We start from the raw sequence: 16,830 nt of genomic DNA, 5'->3' as shown, positions 1-16,830 counted from the left end.
TGATTTGAATAACCGCCCTAAAGCTGCTGACCTGGAAGCGTCAGGGCTTGTCGAACCCAGTCTGCAAGTTGCTCCTCGTCGAGTACGTAATCTTCGTGAATGTCCAGATACCGAGTGCCTTCTACTTTAGATGCTTTGGGGGGCACCGGATCGAGAGAAGATCCGGTCATGAAGGTGATCTGCACGTAGTTCTTGTAGCAGTATATCGCCAGAAACCAGCCGTCGTCCTTGCCGTAAAACGGCGTGTTCCATCGCACCTGCTTGCGCACCTTTGGGAAGGCGTTCTCGACGATTGTGTCGATCTGCTTGCCAAGGGTACTTTTCCAGCCGGGCATCGCGGAGATGTAGGCCTACACGGCTTCGTCACCGTCACCCTTGGGGATGTACGGATTTGTGCTCGACGAATGTGTGGGCTTCTTCTTGTCGGTCATGCGATGAGCTTATCACGAGACTTGTTCAAAGCCGACCTTCACCATCTCGCGTTATGTTGGTGGGTTTGGGCCCGAGCGGTCGCCGGCCTCTACCAGCAATGCAGCCCCGCCCAGTCTCCCGGGCGGGGCTGGTGTCGCGGTGCTCAGTCGCCGTTCTTACGGCGTGCCCGAGACCAGATGAGGCTGAAGGTTTCCTCGCCGCCTTCAACGACGGTGTCATCGAAGAGGTTCGCGTAGATCGGCTGGGTGAAGCTCGGATCGTCCAGCTTGAGGCTCAGATAGTCGCGATCCTCGTTCGAGCGCTTGGACCAGGCGGCGCCAATCTCAGCGCGGCCAACGAAGACCCGGTGAGAGGGAGCGTTTTCGCCAGAGGTGCTGTCCTCGGGGACGATGCGGACGTTCTGCGCCTGCACGTTGAGGGTGACGATTTCTCCGATGTACTCGTTGCCGGTCTTCTTGAAGGTTCCGATGGTAGCCATGTTATTTCTCCTATTGGTTTTCGATCCCGCGCCCGTCGCAGTCTCGATGGCGATCGTCAGGACCGGGACGACCGCCGACGCAGCCCCTGTGGCCCGCAGCGTAGCGGAGGACGCCGGGGCCGGACTTTCTTGGACCCAGCGGGTCATTCGCGAGGAATGGGCGAAGCCCAAGGGAAGAAAGTCCGGCCCCGGCGTTGCGGCTGAGGCGGTCGAGGCGTCAGCCGATCCCGGTCAGATCAGCCCATTGAGAGGCCGTGACGGACGCGGGTGACGAGGGCATGGGACGATAAATGACCGCCACCGTCGGACCGGGCAATCCACCGGCAATGCCGATCGAAGAAAGACAGGCTCTAGCGTGCAGAAGGGCGCAGAGTGGTTCATCGCCTAGCACTCCCAGCAATGCGAGAATGCTTCCACCCGCCGAGTTCGGCGGTGTCTAATATGTTCGATGCTCAGTCGAGGCTCTTGAACGAGATCGGACGCGCTAAGCCGAACACTCCTGTCCGAGCTTCACTCGGCTGACATGCACCGTTGCATGCCGACATTTCTTCGGAGGCGGCAAGCTTTCAGCGATCTTTCGCGAACGGGCTCGCCTGCATAGGGCCTGTGTGCTGCGCATCGTCATCACCTATCGGACCGGCGAGGCTTGCGATCCGTACCCAAGCGGTGCCTGCGGTGACGATCCCGCCGATGATCGCGAAGGCGAGCGTCCAGCCTTCGGAAGCGCCGCCGATCTGCGACAGTCCCTTGATCGCCGAGAAGCTCGCAACGCCCGCCGGGGCGGCAAAGAGCGCGCCGATGGCGAGGCGGATGGGGACGGACTGAACCTTGGCGAAGATGATCTGGCCAACGAGATAAGTGAAAACGGCCCCAAACATGCCAGCGACCAATGCCGCGATCACGCCCGCTTCGGTGTCATAGACATACATGCCGATGCTTACGCCGACGAAGGCGGGCAGCGCGTAGACGGCCAGTGTGAACAGCACCCAGACGAGAAAACCGAGGCCGATAACACTTAGAAATGCGGATACGAACATGGGCGGTCTCCTCTCAGGGGCTGCGCCTCCACCACCGCCACGGCACCGGTGAAGCATAGCATATCTGCGGTGTTCACGGAATATTCCCGTCGCGCGCATCGCGATGTGATATGCGCATCACGGGTCATGACGACCTGCCTTTCGCTGCGCGGAAATCGTAGAGCGGGATGCCGAGAACCTTGGCCTTGTCGGCGAGATTGTCGGTGATGCCGGAGCCTGGGAACACGATCAGACCGATCGGCAGCGTCTCCAGGAGTAGATCGTTGCGCTTGAACGGCGCAGCCTTGCCGTGGCGGCTCCAGTCCGGCTTGAAGACGATCTGCTGGCATTTGCGATTATCGGCCCAGCAGGCGGCGATGCGCTCGGCACCCTTGGGCGATCCGCCATGCAGCAGCACCATGTCGTCATGCTTGGCGCGCACCTTGTCGAGGGCGGCCCAGATGGCGCCAGTGTCATCCGCGTCCTGCCCGCCGGTGAAGGCGATCTTGGTGCCGGTGGGTAGCAGCGGTTCGAGCTCCGTCTTGCGTTTGGCATTGAGATAGTCGCGGCTGTCGATCATCGCGGCGGTCATGTGCTTGCGATTGACGTGGCTGCCCGAGCGCGGATGCCAGGTCTGGCCGAGATGTGCTTCGAAATGCTCGGCAGCGAGATCGCGCATGCCCTCACAGGCATTGCGCTGTTCGGTGAGCGTCAGCCCTTCAGCGATGAGGCGTTCCAGTTCGACCGAGCGGATTTCAGAGCCGTCCTGGCTGCGCTGCGCGCGTCGCTGCGCCTGTTCGTTATCGTCGAGCTTGCGATCGATGCGGGTCGCCATGCGGTGGAAGACATTGGTGGTCGACCAAAGCAGGTCTTCGAGATCGGGTTCGAGCCGCGTGTCGCCGAGCGCCACGACAAGTGCATCAAAGATGTCGGCGATCGCGCCTTCGACGATGCTGGCGTCTGGCAATGGCCGCGGATCGGGCTCATCGGCGAAGGGGCGATGTCCGAAGAGCTGGAGTTCGTCGAGGACGAGGGCTGTGGCGGAGCGTGTCTCGGGTTCGTGCTGGGTCATGGGCGTTGTGCCTCCTTGTCGCTGACCGCGCCTCGCGCGGCCTTCATGAGCGACGGAAAGCGGGACGCAACCGGGCCTGCACCCTTCACCAGAAGGGCCGGAGCGTCAGCGGAGGATGGCAGAGGCGACGCCGTTTTGAATCGCGATGCAAAGCCGGGCTTGCCCGGCGGCGGAAAACGGTGTCGCCGCAGCCATTGCCGGACCGGGCGGGTTCCGCTCCGGCTCGCCCCTCTCGGGAAGGCCGTCAGGCGCGGCTCCGTGGCGAGGGCTCATTCAGCCTGTCCCGCTGACGACACCGGTTCTCGACTTCAGCCGGTCTCGACCGCCAGCAAGGTCGGAACATCGACCGGTGAGAGCTGGGGACGCAAATGGCTGCGCATCTCGTCGATGCCGCATTTCCGGAGATCGCCGTTGAAATCATCCAGCATGGGTCGCAACGGCAAGAGGTGCAGGTCGCTGTCCGCGAAGCGCTCGACCAGTGCATCGAAAGCCGCCTGACCGGCCCCGTCATTGTCGATGGCGACATAGAGTCGGCGGCGATCTGCGGGCGGATCGAACGCTGCGAGATGGTTGCCGGAAAGCGCTGCGGCAACCGTAAGACTGGAAAGTGCTTGCCTTAACGAGAGCATCGTCTCCAGGCCTTCGCCGACAGCGAGAATGTCGGTTGGTGATCCGAATCTGACAGCATGACCGAGCAGATTGCCCATTGACTTGCGGTTGGGATCGAGCGGAGCCTTTGCCTCCGTTTGAGGGTCGAGCCAGGTCCGATGGACACCGGTCAATGTTCCGGTATTGTCAGTGACTTTGGCGAGTAATGCCGGCCAGGCGTCGGGCCGGTCATTGGCGTCCGCGTCCTCTCGCCAGTAGTAGCAGTTCGGATGAAACCGGAGTGCGCCCACACTTCGAAGGCCTTTCAGACCGCGTGCGGAGAGATAACGCTCCGCCAACGTCCCCGTGATCGGTTGGCCCATCGCCCAAAGGCGTCGGGCCGCTTCGGGCGATCCACGCGCCACCGGAGTCTGCGGCTGTCTTGCAGATGGTTCGGGACGCGGCAGACTGAGAAAGCGCCGCGCTTCTTCGAGCGTGTCGCGAAGCGTCGAGAGATTGAGATTGGCCGCAATGAGATCGAGGAGATCACCATGTTCGCCGGTGGCGGCATCGGTCCATTTGCCCGCTGCGCCCTTGCCGCGGGTCGGCCCGGAGAGACGGATGTAGAGGCTGCGACCAGGAGTGTTGTCGACGTCGCCGACGACCCAGTAATTGCCATGCTTTCGACCATTGGAGAGGTATTGGCGGCACACAGCCTCGGCCTCGCGGCTCAGCTTTTGCGATAGGTCCGTTGCGGGACTGTCCATGTCGGTCTCCTGAAAAATACACAAAAAAAGGGCCTGCCGCGTCCGACAGGCCCCAGGGTGAGGGAGTTGGGGGAGTATCTCCCTCGGTTGGTGGTCACCAACTGCTCGAAGATTTGGGCGAAGGCGGCTTCGGCGACGGTTCGATTATCACCCAATCGGGTGCGTCGAACCATATGCCACGCGCCGCCGAACGCCTGTCTTCTTGCGATCACTCGGCAGCCTGGAGCGCAGCCTCGTCGTCCTCGACGGCCGGTTCGTCCGGCGTGACATCGCCGTCATCGACGATCTCGAACTCCGGCTCGTCAGGCTCTTCCGCGAGTGGAGCCGTGCGGAGCGGTTGCGGGAGCCAGCCGGAGCCAGCCAGAAGCTCTTCCGCTGCGTCGACCATGTCGGGTTTCTTGAACCCGGCGATCCGGTCGGCGCCCTTGTCGCCTTTCGCTTCGCGCACCGCAGCGAGAATCTGCGCCTTGGTCACACGGCCGAGATAGCTGTCCGCCGTCGGCGTCCAGCCCGCCTTCACCATGTCGAGGCCCAGCGTCGATGCCAGGATATCGGCATGGGCGATCTGGCGCGGCTTGCGATGATGCGGTTCCTGCACGGCGTTGACGGTCATCGCCACGCAATGCGCGAAGAGCGCGTCGCGACTGTCGTTGTCCCATTCGGTCAGCGCATCCCACAGGTCTTCCGGCTGCTTCGGCAGATTGCCCGCCCAGGTATCGATCCCGAGATCGATCGACTGGACATATTGCGCCTCGCCGAGGTTGGGCGCCTGCGATCCAAACTGGGTGGAGCGCGGGCTGATCTCGACACAGCTGTCCTGGCCGTAATGGTAGAAGAGCTGCAAGACCATCGCATGCAGGCAAGCAAGCATCGCGAGCTGCGGATCGTTCGCGAGCGAATCGCGCAGCGCCATCGTGCGATGGACTGTCAGCTCGCAGATGAGGCGGTCCGACAGAGGCTTGGTGCCGTCGTCATCGTCTTCCTCATCCTGATCCGTCACCGGATCGGATGCGTCAACGGTTGCATCGTCGGCATCAGGGTCGACGGTCGTGCCCTCCGGATCGTCCTCAGCTTCGACTGGCGGTTCGTCCTCGGGCCGCACGTAGCCGCGTTCGACGCGCAGACCGCCGGAGCCGTCGATGCTGACGAAGGCGCCCGCGATGGCGTAGTCCTCCGCCTCGAACCGGATCGGACGGTTCTGGAGCGCTTCCATCGCCGTCTCGATCTCGCCGAGCCGCTCGTCGACCTCCGCGGGGAGTTCATCCGCTTCGGCATAATCGTCTTCGAGCTTGTCGTACTCGGCTTTGAGCGCGGTGTAGGTTGCGTCTTCCTCCTCGCTCATCGGCTCGGCCTCGCCGCGAATGCGCCGCAGGTCGTAGGTGTGGCCGTAGGGAAAGTCGGTGCCGACCTCGATCCAGTGCCAGCCTTCGGCGCGGATGGCTTCCGTTTCCTCCTTCAGCTTCTCGCTGACCATGGTTTCCAGCAGCGCGGCATCCTGAAGCCAGCCGCCATCGTCGGTCTGGAAGAGATCGCGCAGCACTTCGCCACCGGCTTCGACATAATTGTCGAGACCCACGAACTGCGCGCGGCGGTCGGAGGCACGCACGGCGCCTTCGGTCAGCATGCGGCGGATTTCATAGGGTTGCTTGTTGTAGTGCTGCTTGAGCGCGTCCCAGACCTGTTCCTGGCGTTCGTGGTCGGGATTGACCGTGAAGGCCATGAGCTGGTCGAGGGTCATCTCCTCTTCGGCATAGGCGTCCAGCAGTGTCGCCGAGACGGCGGCCAGCTTGAGGCGCTGCTTGACGACACCCACCGACACGAAGAACGCCGCGGCGATTTCTTCCTCCGACTTGCCCTTCTCGCGCATCGCCTGGAAAGCGCGAAACTGGTCGAGCGGATGCAGCGGCGCCCGCTGGATGTTCTCCGCGAGGCTGTCTTCTTCCGCGAGGCCTTCGGTGCGCACGATGCAGGGCACCGGCGCGGTCTTGTTCAAACGGCGCTGCTTCACGAGCAGTTCGAGCGCGCGGTAGCGGCGACCGCCGGCCGGGATCTCGAACATGCCGGTTTCCGCGCCATCGTCGTCGATGACGGGCCGAACCGTGATCGACAACAGGAGCGTGCGCCGAGCGATGTCCTCGGCCAGCTCCTCGATCGAGACACCGGCCTTGACCTTCCGGACATTGGACTGGCTGAGCACCAGCTTGTTGAAGGGGATGTCGCGCGAGGCGCTGAGGGTGATCTTCTTAGGTCTAGTCATGGGATTTCTCCGCGACGGGCGGTCACGAGACTCTCTCTGACCTCCAGACCCGTCACGAAAATCCCGGCCCACCTCTTCCTCTCAGGAAGCGATGGACCGGGAACAGGCTCTCGAGATGGGCGCAGAGCGGCGGCGTCTAGGCGGCCGCCTCCAGCAGTTTCTTGGCGCGGGTCTCCATGGTCAGCCGCGCGTCCTGCTGCGGCTTGCACCGGGCGACGGCGGTGATGCCCTGGACGAAGTCGAACACGGTCTCGGGCGGGCGACCTTCCTCGGCAAGGACGGTCTCGACGATCTTGCCGGTCTCCGCTTTCGAAAAGCCGCGCTTACGAAGGAAGTCGGTGCGGTCCTCGTCGCTGCGCGCGACGATCCGTTCGCGTGCGGAGCGAATGCCTTGAATGAAGGGTTGCGGCGAGGAGTCGGCGAAGTTGGCCAGCGCCGGAGCCGCCTCATGCGCGAAGCGATTGGCGGCATATTTGGAATGCCGGATCGTGATTTCCTGAAAGTCCTCCACGCCCCAGAGATTGCGGTTCTGGCAGACGGCGCGGAGATAGAAGCTGGCGATGCCGAGCGTCTTCGCGCCCACCTCCGAGTTCCAACAGTAGAATCCCCGGAAGAAGAGGTCGGGCGATCCGTCAGGTAGCGTGCCCGCCTCGATCGGGTTCAAATCGTCGACCAGGAAGAGGAAGACATCGCGATCAGACGCGTAGAGCGTGGTCGTGTCCTTGGTGACGTCGACCATCGGATTGTAAACGCCCGTAGACCAATCGAGGACACCGGGCACCTTCCAGCGTGTGTCCCCGACGCCATCGCCTGCAATGCGCTGTACGGCGGAGACGAGCTCATGGTCGTAGATACGGCCATAGTCCGGGCCAGTCACGGCGCGCAGTTCCGTGCGACCGTTGGCGACCTCCATCGTCTTCACGTGCTCGGCGCGGTGATTGGTCAGGCCGTATTGCAGGTTGATGCCGGCGAGCGGCGCCGGGAGCTGGCGCAAATAGGCTGCGGGCGCGCCGACGAGGCTGGCGAGCTGGCTGAAGCTCCAATGGGTCGGCGCGACCGGCGCGTCGGTATCAGGCAGGACGAGCGCGAGCTTCTCGGGTTTGTCGCGATGGGCCTCGACCCGGATCGCCGCGCTCTCGACCGTCCGCGTCTTGCTCCGCTCGGCCCGGCCCTTAACCGAGGCGTAGAGGTCCGAGAGCGAGAGGTACTTCTCGTCGTCGGGCCGGGAAAACCATTCGGAAGATACCCGCCCGTTATGCCCGCCGCGGGACACATCCACCTTATAGCCGCCGCTCTCAGGGCGGCCGTTCATGATCTCAATCGCTGTCATGGCTGTTCTCCATGACGGGCGGTCCGAGAGCCTCTCTCTCGACCTCCAAACCCGTCACGGCGACAGCCTCAGGCCTCTCACTCTGGTCGCATCGTACGCCATGGTGGACGGGCTCCTTACCGCTACCACGGACCGCACACCCGCGTCAGGGATGGACGCCCTTCAGGGGGAAGACCCGCCGAGGCTTCCGCTTCGCCGACAGCCCGACCCGCAGGGAGACGCTCCTCTGAATCCTCTTGTGATACGAAACCTCCAACAACGGCCCCCCAGAGTCGGAGGAAAGGTATCATTCGTGGTTTCACAGGATCATACTGCGATCTCCGCGTCTGGCGCGCACTTAGGATTATGAATTTCAGCTTCAGTTCGTTGGCACTTGCTCCCCGGTTCCAGGGCGTCGCTGACGCCGACGGCACCAGACCTCTGGTTTCGCCAAGCCCTGGATAACACTCGGCATGGCTTGTCCGGAGCGTGTAGACAGATTTCGGACAGATGTGGCTTCGGCCGCTGATAGGGCAATAACCTTGCCAAGGAGCCAAGACTCCACTATCAGTCATATTTGATGGTTAAATGATGTTTGGACGTCAGATATGGCGGTTAAAGTGAACTCAGTAAGCGCACGCCGAGCCCTGGAGGCTCTGGGCGCAAATATCAAGACGGCGCGGCTGAAGCGGCGGATTTCCGTGAAGGGCTTTGCGGAACGGATCGGCGTGTCTGAAAGCACCGTGGCTCGCCTTGAGAAAGGCGACGACGGCGTGAGCATCGGCACGCTCGCCATGGCATGCCTTGTCCTTGGCGAAATCGACCGCATCTCCGAGTTCCTCGACGCGGGCACGGATGACACCGGATTGCTGCTCGACCGGGAAAGCTTGCCCAAGCGGATCGATCGCAAGCGCAAGCCGAGGTCGCCGAGCAGCGGTCAGGACAAGGCTGATCCGATTGCCGATGGGGATGACGATGAAGGGGTCGGTTTCTGATGCCCGAGGCCATCGTCGCGCTTGGCGAAGGAAAACGGATTGTGGGACGCCTGCGCTTTGAAAGCGACGGGCGGCGCCAGCATTCGCAGTTCGAATATGCCGAAGAATGGCTTGCTGCGGACGATCGCTTTGCACTGTCACCGGGATTGCCGCTGCGCGAAGGCAGTCATTTTTCATCCGGAAAGGATGACAAGCGCTCGGCACTGCCGGGATGCTTCAGCGATGCCGCGCCGGACTCCTGGGGACGTGCGCTGATGACCAAGGCGCTTGGCGGCGGCCTCAGCGAGTTCGACTATCTCGTCCTGTCAGACGATCGCACCCGGCAAGGCGCTTTGCGGTTCCTGGGCGAGGATATGGAGCCACTGTCGGACCTCACGCCGCCCATTCCCCGGTTGGTCGAGCTGGAACGCTTGCGCACGCTCGCGCAGCGTTTCGAACGGGATCCGGGCGGCGCGGAAGAGGAGGCGCGCGATCTTGCCGGTGTCGCTGGTTCTCTGGGTGGTGCGCGCCCGAAGGCCAATGTCGAAGGTGACGGGCATCTCTGGATCGCCAAGTTCACCTCCGCGCAGGACACCAAACCGGTCGAGCGCGCCGAGGTGGCGACACTGAAACTGGCGCGCATGTGCGGGCTGCGCGTGGCCGATGCCCGGCTTGAGCTGCGAGACAGCGACAGTCCCATCGCGTTGATCCGCCGGTTTGATCGCCGCGGCGACACGCGCATTCCCTATATCTCGGCGCGCACCGCGCTTGACTGGCAGAGCGAGGACGGCGGGTTCTACACCGACATCGCCGACGTGATCCGCCAGATTTCGAGCAAGCCGGTCGAGGACCTGCATGAACTCTGGCGGCGGATCGTGTTCACCATCCTGGTGTCGAACAAGGACGATCACCTGAAGAACCACGGGTTCATCTATGCCGGTGGAGACAGATGGCGGCTCTGCCCGGCCTTCGACATCAATCCATCCCCGTCCCGACATCGCGTTCTGGAAACCGGCATCATTCAGGGGGGGGCATTTGAGGCGTCACTCGAAATCGCGCTGGAAGCGTGTGAGTTTTTCGACTTGAAGCAGGAGAAGGCGAGCCTGATTACACGTGATATGGCCACAACACTATCGGGCAACTGGCGCGGAGCCATGCGGGAAGAAGGCATGACCGGTAACGAAGTTCGGCTCTATGAAGACGCCTTCGAGCACTCGGAGAGCGCTCGAGCCTTAGGGGTATAAATGTCGGAAAAACCTGAAAAAAAGGGCGGGAAGCGGAAGTTCGCGGCGGTTGCGAAAACAAGGGAACTGCTCTTTCAGAGCGGACATTCAAACGCGAGAGAAAGAGACGTCACCCTACATCACCAGCGTTTCCACTGAGACAAAAAAGATAGGTTCGTTGCGTTGTTGGCTACAGCCGAAAAATTGATACATGGCCGCAACCAGTTTAAAAAAGATGGACATCGATATGAGATTTTTCTTGCCTGCATCGCCAATTTTGGCGATGAGTAGGTATGACATATCCCGGAGGAAAAGGGCGTTTGTGGCAGCAAATCGCCGCATTAATGCCGCCGCACGAGACCTACATTGAGACACATCTCGGTGGAGGTGCAGTGCTTAGAAACAAGCTGCCAGCAAGACATAGCATCGGCATCGATGTTGACCCAAGTGTTGTTGCTGAAGCACATACGTGGGGATTGAGGAACACCGAGTTTTTCGAGCGTGACGCGATTGAGTTCCTTAGCTCCTATCGTTTCTCTGGAACCGAGATGTTGTACTGTGACCCACCGTATCCGTTACCCTCTCGAGGCGGAAGAAAGTATTACCGGTGCGAGCCGCAAGAGACTCATCACGAAGAGCTAATTCTGAGGCTGCGGGAATTACCCTGCCCAGTGATCGTATCTGGCTATCCCGGAACTCAGTATCATGAGCAACTCAGCGATTGGCACTTGAGAAAGGTAAAAAATTCCACTCAAGCCGGGGCAAAAGAAGAATGCCTCTGGCTGAACTACGAACCTGCACCGTTGCGGCATGACTACCAATGCATTGGATCGGATTTTCGTGAGCGCGAAAGGATCCGGAGGCGATCTAAACGGTGGGTACGCAAGCTTGAACGCCTAACAGAACTCGAAAGGCACGTGGTAGTCGATGCCATTCTGGCTTCAGACAAGTTGCTCGATACCATCAAGCGTGAATTTGAAAAGCCTGGTCGTAGATTATGATTATGGGCAATTCCAAAGCCGTGGAGCGTAAGATACCTCTGAATGAGAAGGCTGCTCAGTGGTTAGGCTCACAAGATCTATCCCGCCCCGTCCTCTCGAATATGGCGGCATCAGAACTGCCATTTCAACGATGGTTTCACTTCAAGGAGGCCTTTGCTCCTGAATTTGTTGCCAAGGTGATCGAAGGGCTTCCGTACGATCCACAGCATATCGTGGATCCGTTCGCGGGAAGCGGAACCACCGCGATAACTTCTCGGCTGCTTGGGAAACGTTCTACTTCGATTGAAGTTAGTCCACTTATGGCTGACTTGGTGAGAGCAAAAATCACAGCTGTTTCAGCAGCCAAGTTTCGCGAGGCAGTCAACATTGTGCTACGGAGGCTCCGGCCGACGGAACGAGATCAGCTGCTGCCAAAGCTAATGCCACCAACTTTCACGGAACCTGGTGTCAAAGGACGATATATATTTCCAATGGAAGTATTCGCTTTGGCAAGGGCAATCCTTCGTCGGTCAAAGAAGCTGGACGAACCAGAAGCACGTTTGATCAAAATTGCCTTAGCGTCTTGTTTGGTCGGCAACAGTAACGTTCGCGTAAACGGAAAAGGCAGGCGTTACCGGAGCAATTGGCAAAGCAAAGAACCAACGGCGAACGGTTTGATGTGGGCCTTTGAGAAAGCTTGCAACAGAATATGTGAGGATCTTTTAGACTTCGCGCTGTTGCCTCACGGACAGCAATCTGTGCTGCAGGGCGATTCCAGGGCGATGCTTGGACGCATCGATTGGGCTGACACTGTTATTTGCTCACCACCCTACCCGAACTCATTCGACTACACTGATGTTTATAATGTAGAACTTTGGATGCTGGGATATCTCCAGTCACCAGAAGATAACCATGCGCTTCGCGCTGACACCGTGAGGTCACACGTTCAGTACCGATGGCCTTCGGCCGATGGTCTCCTGAAGGATCTGGGTTCCTCAACGCTTCAAGAAACGCTAAGTGACCTAGTCGACCGGAAGGACCAGCTCTGGGACCGAAACATACCCGACATGGTTGCGCACTACTTTAACGACATGAGGAAGGTGTTTGACTCCGCGACGCGTTTTCTTGAGCCTAGAGGGCAGGTCATATTCGCAGTTGGGAACAGTCGGTACGCGAATGTGACGATCGATGTTCCGAAAATCCTGGCTGAGATCGTTCAACCTCTGGGATTTGAGAGATGTAGAGAAGAGGCAGTACGTTCGATGAGAACAAGTGCTCAACACGGAGGCCAGAATGAGCTTGCCGAGACGGCAGTCTCATTCATACTCAAAGGCGGTGGGAGCTAAGTAGTGGCAGGTCGACTAAAGCTAAAGCTTCCGGTTATCGAGAAGATTGAGTTCACGGATTTCGAGCTCTATCAAAAGAAGCCAAGTTCAAGTGTTCCGGTCAACAAACCGGTATTTTGTCTTATAGGCGCAAACGGCCTCGGGAAATCTACGTTTCTAAATGCTGTACTATATGCGCTTACCGGCGCAATTCCTGTTCGATCCAAAGGTTTTCTTACGATGGATGAGTACGCCAAAGAGGCTACTCGTCCACGATACGTTCGTGACTACTTTGGCGGCCGCTTGCCTGAAGCATGTCGAACTCGAGCTGCCGTTTCGCTTACGCTGAGGTGGCCTGACGGTAGGATTGTGCTCAAAAGGCCTATTTTCAAAGAAGGCGGCCAAGGCGGTTTTGAGAAGCGCCCGATTGCGCCGGAGGATGGAAAGCAATCCGATAAACATGAGGGTTTTGGAGATTACAAAACGGAAGTCGCACGGCTCTGCGGTCTAGAAAGCTTCGAGCACTTCTTGTTCCTTATGCATTTCGTATGCGTGTTCGATGAGGATCGGCATCTACTGCTTTGGGATCAGCGCGCACTGAGCAGCGCAATTATGCTGGCCTTCGGGCAATCTCTAAGCAAATTGGAAGAACAAGATGCACTGAACGAAGAGATCCGACGAGAGGACTCGAGGGCCAGAAACGCAAAATTCATGGCCACGAAAGCTAGAGAGCAGATCAAGAGCATCGAGGCAGTACTTTCAGACGGCGACGAAGACTCCTCGTTGTCCGACGCGGAACTGGAGGTTCAACACAATCGGTTGCAACAAGAAGTTGAGAACGCAATTTCGCATTTGAATTCTAAGGATAAACAGCTCAGGGAAATAGAAGGTGAGTGGGGCACGAAGAGCGCCGCTCTGAGTGAAGCGAGACTTGAGTACTCAACGCTCTTTGCAGAAAGATCGGCATCGACTCCCATTGCTTTTCATCATCCAGTTATTCGCGCAACCATAAGCGAAGATAAGTGTGCGATTTGTGGAACTCACGGCGTCGGCAAACAAATTGAAGTGGTTCAAAGCAGCAACGAGTGTCCATTGTGTTCGTCTTCCCTCGAGGCACCATCACCCGATGAAAATCTGATTGAACGGCTCACGGCGCTTGATCAGCGTATCGAGCGTCTCAGAATGGATCTAGACGCAGTCATTGAGCGAAGAAGCCGAGTAGCTTCGGAGCGCGAGTCTGCTTTCCTAGCAAGGCAGGCCGCACAGTCGGCGCTCGAGGAATTTCTGAGCGAGCGACCGGAAGCGTCTTGGGGTTTCGCTGAGGGCGGTGTCAGCAACATTCCAAAAGGACTGAAAGAACTTCGCGAACAACAGGACAAATTCAACGAAGACGCCGTAAATCATCGAAAGCAGCGCAATAAACTACGCAAGCAACTGTCCGTTCTTGAGACAAACACCAGCCGTCAATATGAAGAGGTCGGGGGCGTTTTCGTAAAGCGATTCAGTGAGTTGGCCGGTGCGTTTATTGGATTGCCGATTGAGATTAATCTTTCGCAAAAGACCGGTGTCACAACTGGCTTTGACGTTGATTTGCGGATGAATCATCAGGTGAGAGCCGACGATAGTACGGTGTCTGAGAGCCAACGGTTTTTCCTCGATATTGCCTTGAGAATGGCATTAGTCGAATTCGTTGCATTTGATGAAGCTACTTTGATTGTAGACACGCCGGAGGGATCATTGGACATCGCCTACGAGGCGAAAGCGGGAGCGATGTTTTCTGACTTCGCTAGTTCGAACAATAGGATACTGATGACGGCCAATTTGCGTAGCTCTGCGTTATTGGAGGAGCTCGCTCAACTGCAGCGTAAAGAAGGCATGCAACTCGTCAAGATGACTGAGTGGGCTGAGTTATCGGCCGTTCAGAAGGCAGAAGAAGTCAGATTTGAGCGCGCCTACAAGGACATTGAAAGACATTTGCAGTGAGAAACCGTATCGCGGAGTTGCCTTGGCAAGCGCAGGCTGACGTAATCCATCTCATTAGGGATTTTCCCACTTCTCTACGTCCCATCTTCGAGGCTGAAATACACCTTTTCACCTACCTCAGCTGCCTAATTTTCGTGTTCGATGAGAAACCGTCCTCCGATTGGGGCTACGGGTTCATAGTTACTCCGGACGGCTTTCCTTACGCCAGTGCGGTTTCCGATACGATCGATCACTTTGTGCAACGCGGCATTCTATCGCGGGAAGACTCTGGCCGGGTTTCGGAAGGGGAAGAAAGTTTTGCGAAAGAACTAAAGCTACATGGGACTTTGTCTCAAAGCAGAGACAGAAGAGATTGGACCAAAACTGCTGCTCAATGCGCGCTAATGGTCCCCAGAGGCTTGATACAACAGGCAGTAGGGCGCTCTCCGGGTCTAAAGCACTCCACTGACGTCGAGTCTGGAAGGCCACTCTTGATGTCGGGCGAGAATGCCAGACTTGTCCAGGAATGGGAAAAAATCACTGAAGTTCTGGGATCGGATGCGGAAGATCACTTGGCCCCTTCGGTTGTTTGGTTGTCTGCATATGTAGAAGCAGGGGCTGGTGATGGACTTCAACCCTGAAATAATCGCCGGCGTTGTTGATGTTGACGTGACCCGCAATGCTCGCGCTGTCTTCGGCGAAGATGGCGTGAACTCCGTACTAGCTTTGATCAACAACTTAAAGATGTTCTTTCAGCGAGTGCCACCAGAGAGTATTTCTGGCTCGCTAATTGTGGTGATGCCGATTGTGGATGAGCTGCCTGATCCAATCCCCGAAGCTGGTGACGGCATTCAGAACTTCAACAGTTTTGCCAGCATTATGAACGCTGATATCACGCCTGGCTCGAGCGAAACACTGATAGTTCAGTTTCGTTCGGGAGGGATACGGATTCGGCGGCTGGAAGAGAACGTTGAGCTATCTGATTTTTCCCAAGAGGCCGTAGTCTACAGGTACGAGGATCGCTCGGAATGGTTTGTGTTTGGATCGACCGTGCAAGAGGTTCCGTCGCTGTCTCCGTCACTGCCGAGCAACTATTGCGAACCGACTGCTGCTTCGCTTGAAGAAGCGCTAGATGCTTACGTAGGCATGGTTCGAACTTCGAAGTGTCATATTCTGAAAGAGGCCTGGTTTCTTGGTGGCGATGGCCCACGATTAGTACTTACAAACAAGCCTGAACACATCATGCGCCAATCTCTCGAAAATCATCTGTCGAGTAGGCTCGCCCAGGGAACAAACGTTAGACCGGAGCAAAACACAGATGAAAGCCATCCCGTGGATTTGCGTGTGGAGTGGTTCAACTCCGCTATGACGGCAATAATCGAAATCAAGTGGTTGGGAATGTCGACTTCGGAGAGCAAAGACGGTTCTGAAAAGTACACGAGGTACTCGGCCTCGCGGGCGCGAGACGGTGCCGATCAACTGGCGGAGTATCTGGACAATGAAAAGACTAGTGCTCCAGAGCGTGCGCTTAGAGGATATCTGGTGGTGTTCGATGCGCGGCGAAAAGGGGTTCAAAGCCGTCATGATCGGCCGGGGCAAGGTGACGCTACTCACTATCGAGACTCCGAAATCCCGTATGATCCAGATCACGCTAAGCTCAGGCCAGATTTCGATGTGCCGCGGCGCTTCTTTCTTGAGCCCAAACTATCAGAGCTGTCGAACGCGAATTGAGCTCGGTCAAGTTAGAACGTCGAGGGTAGGTAATGGCCGATAAGTATAGCTCGTTCAGTGAGCTCGCCGCCAATGAACGGCTTCATATTGATTATCAAATTCGAATTCTTGATAGGCATTCGGAAGTAATCATTTTCGCGCCACACGGTGGTTGGATTGAACCGAACACCGCCGAATTAGCCGAAGCGATCGCAGGACAAGATTTTTCTTTCTACGCTTTCGAGGCGCTGAAGAATGCTCCGCACGGACACTACCACATCACGTCTCATCGCTTTGACGAACCAAAAGCGATCGAGCTTCTGAGCAGGTCTCGCATTGCGGTGGCCATCCATGGTAGGCGCAACGAAGGATCAGATTCAATTTGGTTGGGAGGGCTGGCTGTCGAGTTGAGGGATGCCATTGGAGCGTCATTAGCTGACGCAGGTTTCAAAGCTGAACTGAACAGTAGACTTCAGGGCCAAAACACAACGAACATCTGCAACCGTACGAGCTCTGGCGAGGGCGTGCAGCTTGAGTTGTCAAAAGATTTACGTGATCAACTTGCGACTAGTTCAGAGCTCTTATCGGCCTTTTGCGGCGCAGTTAGGACTTCGGTCGTGGAGGCGTCTAGTAAACGAACGTGTTAGTATTCGATGTCCGCTTCTGGGAAGCCGCGCTGCAGTGACCTGCTCCCGGGATTGTCCTCGATCAGAAGTTAAGTCTGTTCCGTGTTTGAT

Annotated in this window: 15 protein-coding genes; 7 read left to right on the top strand and 8 right to left on the bottom strand. The window is 58.0% G+C overall.

Going from position 1 to position 16,830, the window contains the following annotated elements; translation table 11 throughout:
- Positions 1-17: 17 nt before the first annotated feature.
- The 8 genes from KX928_RS01245 to KX928_RS01210 form a co-directional block, all read right to left on the bottom strand.
- Complete coding sequence (locus tag KX928_RS01245; protein WP_219498026.1) at positions 18-335, bottom strand: DUF1801 domain-containing protein; 318 nt, start codon at positions 333-335, stop codon at positions 18-20.
- A gap of 239 nt (positions 336-574) precedes the next feature.
- Complete coding sequence (locus KX928_RS01240) at positions 575-910, bottom strand: DUF736 domain-containing protein (RefSeq protein WP_219498024.1); 336 nt, start codon at positions 908-910, stop codon at positions 575-577.
- A 566-nt stretch (positions 911-1,476) separates the two neighbouring features.
- Positions 1,477-1,947 (bottom strand): hypothetical protein, encoded by a 471-nt coding sequence (locus KX928_RS01235; RefSeq protein WP_219498023.1) that lies wholly within the window; start codon positions 1,945-1,947, stop codon positions 1,477-1,479.
- 124 nt (positions 1,948-2,071) lie between these two features.
- Entirely contained in the window at positions 2,072-2,998 is a 927-nt protein-coding gene (locus tag KX928_RS01230) for a DUF2493 domain-containing protein (protein ID WP_219498021.1), read from the bottom strand.
- A gap of 105 nt (positions 2,999-3,103) precedes the next feature.
- Positions 3,104-3,271 carry a hypothetical protein gene (locus tag KX928_RS01225; RefSeq protein WP_219498019.1) on the bottom strand — a complete coding sequence of 56 codons (168 nt, stop codon included), beginning with the start codon at positions 3,269-3,271 and terminating at the stop codon, positions 3,104-3,106.
- 35 nt (positions 3,272-3,306) lie between these two features.
- Positions 3,307-4,353 carry a DUF7146 domain-containing protein gene (locus KX928_RS01220; protein WP_219498017.1) on the bottom strand — a complete coding sequence of 349 codons (1,047 nt, stop codon included), beginning with the start codon at positions 4,351-4,353 and terminating at the stop codon, positions 3,307-3,309.
- A gap of 208 nt (positions 4,354-4,561) precedes the next feature.
- Positions 4,562-6,610: a ParB/RepB/Spo0J family partition protein gene (locus tag KX928_RS01215; RefSeq protein ID WP_219498015.1), complete on the bottom strand. Its 2,049-nt coding sequence runs from the start codon at positions 6,608-6,610 to the stop codon at positions 4,562-4,564.
- 136 nt (positions 6,611-6,746) lie between these two features.
- The gene (locus KX928_RS01210; RefSeq protein ID WP_219498013.1) at positions 6,747-7,940 is read right to left on the bottom strand and encodes a DUF932 domain-containing protein; all 1,194 of its coding nucleotides are present in this window, start codon (positions 7,938-7,940) and stop codon (positions 6,747-6,749) included.
- A gap of 599 nt (positions 7,941-8,539) precedes the next feature.
- Here KX928_RS01210 and KX928_RS01205 point away from each other — a divergent pair.
- From KX928_RS01205 to KX928_RS01175, 7 genes are all read left to right on the top strand, one after another.
- The gene (locus KX928_RS01205) at positions 8,540-8,914 is read left to right on the top strand and encodes a helix-turn-helix domain-containing protein (RefSeq protein ID WP_219498010.1); all 375 of its coding nucleotides are present in this window, start codon (positions 8,540-8,542) and stop codon (positions 8,912-8,914) included.
- Complete coding sequence (locus KX928_RS01200) at positions 8,914-10,137, top strand: type II toxin-antitoxin system HipA family toxin (protein ID WP_219498008.1); 1,224 nt, start codon at positions 8,914-8,916, stop codon at positions 10,135-10,137. The genes KX928_RS01205 and KX928_RS01200 overlap by 1 nt, the downstream gene beginning before the upstream one ends.
- A 272-nt stretch (positions 10,138-10,409) precedes the next feature.
- A complete protein-coding gene (locus KX928_RS01195) occupies positions 10,410-11,117 on the top strand; it encodes a DNA adenine methylase (protein ID WP_219498006.1) in 708 nt (235 codons plus the stop codon).
- A 2-nt stretch (positions 11,118-11,119) separates the two neighbouring features.
- The gene (locus KX928_RS01190) at positions 11,120-12,442 is read left to right on the top strand and encodes a site-specific DNA-methyltransferase (RefSeq protein ID WP_219498003.1); all 1,323 of its coding nucleotides are present in this window, start codon (positions 11,120-11,122) and stop codon (positions 12,440-12,442) included.
- A gap of 3 nt (positions 12,443-12,445) precedes the next feature.
- On the top strand, positions 12,446-14,404 hold the full coding sequence (locus tag KX928_RS01185; RefSeq protein ID WP_219498002.1) for an AAA family ATPase: 1,959 nt from the start codon (positions 12,446-12,448) through the stop codon (positions 14,402-14,404).
- 600 nt (positions 14,405-15,004) lie between these two features.
- On the top strand, positions 15,005-16,114 hold the full coding sequence (locus KX928_RS01180; protein WP_219498000.1) for a hypothetical protein: 1,110 nt from the start codon (positions 15,005-15,007) through the stop codon (positions 16,112-16,114).
- A gap of 32 nt (positions 16,115-16,146) precedes the next feature.
- Positions 16,147-16,740 carry a poly-gamma-glutamate hydrolase family protein gene (locus tag KX928_RS01175; protein ID WP_219497998.1) on the top strand — a complete coding sequence of 198 codons (594 nt, stop codon included), beginning with the start codon at positions 16,147-16,149 and terminating at the stop codon, positions 16,738-16,740.
- The last annotated feature ends 90 nt before the right edge of the window (positions 16,741-16,830 follow it).

It is taken from the genome of Roseobacter insulae (genome assembly GCF_019375555.1).
Taxonomy (GTDB): domain Bacteria; phylum Pseudomonadota; class Alphaproteobacteria; order Rhodobacterales; family Rhodobacteraceae; genus Roseobacter; species Roseobacter insulae.
Note: the sequence above shows the minus strand (reverse complement) of the source record. Positions and strands in the feature narration are given on the sequence as shown.

Coding starts and splice junctions, on each gene's coding strand:
- KX928_RS01245 (WP_219498026.1), bottom strand. CDS start 335: ATGCCCGGCTGGAAAAGTACCCTTGGCAAGCAGATCGACACAATCGTC.
- KX928_RS01240 (WP_219498024.1), bottom strand. CDS start 910: ATGGCTACCATCGGAACCTTCAAGAAGACCGGCAACGAGTACATCGGA.
- KX928_RS01235 (WP_219498023.1), bottom strand. CDS start 1,947: ATGTTCGTATCCGCATTTCTAAGTGTTATCGGCCTCGGTTTTCTCGTC.
- KX928_RS01230 (WP_219498021.1), bottom strand. CDS start 2,998: ATGACCCAGCACGAACCCGAGACACGCTCCGCCACAGCCCTCGTCCTC.
- KX928_RS01225 (WP_219498019.1), bottom strand. CDS start 3,271: ATGAGCCCTCGCCACGGAGCCGCGCCTGACGGCCTTCCCGAGAGGGGC.
- KX928_RS01220 (WP_219498017.1), bottom strand. CDS start 4,353: ATGGACAGTCCCGCAACGGACCTATCGCAAAAGCTGAGCCGCGAGGCC.
- KX928_RS01215 (WP_219498015.1), bottom strand. CDS start 6,610: ATGACTAGACCTAAGAAGATCACCCTCAGCGCCTCGCGCGACATCCCC.
- KX928_RS01210 (WP_219498013.1), bottom strand. CDS start 7,940: ATGACAGCGATTGAGATCATGAACGGCCGCCCTGAGAGCGGCGGCTAT.
- KX928_RS01200 (WP_219498008.1), top strand. CDS start 8,914: ATGCCCGAGGCCATCGTCGCGCTTGGCGAAGGAAAACGGATTGTGGGA.
- KX928_RS01195 (WP_219498006.1), top strand. CDS start 10,410: ATGACATATCCCGGAGGAAAAGGGCGTTTGTGGCAGCAAATCGCCGCA.
- KX928_RS01190 (WP_219498003.1), top strand. CDS start 11,120: ATGGGCAATTCCAAAGCCGTGGAGCGTAAGATACCTCTGAATGAGAAG.
- KX928_RS01175 (WP_219497998.1), top strand. CDS start 16,147: ATGGCCGATAAGTATAGCTCGTTCAGTGAGCTCGCCGCCAATGAACGG.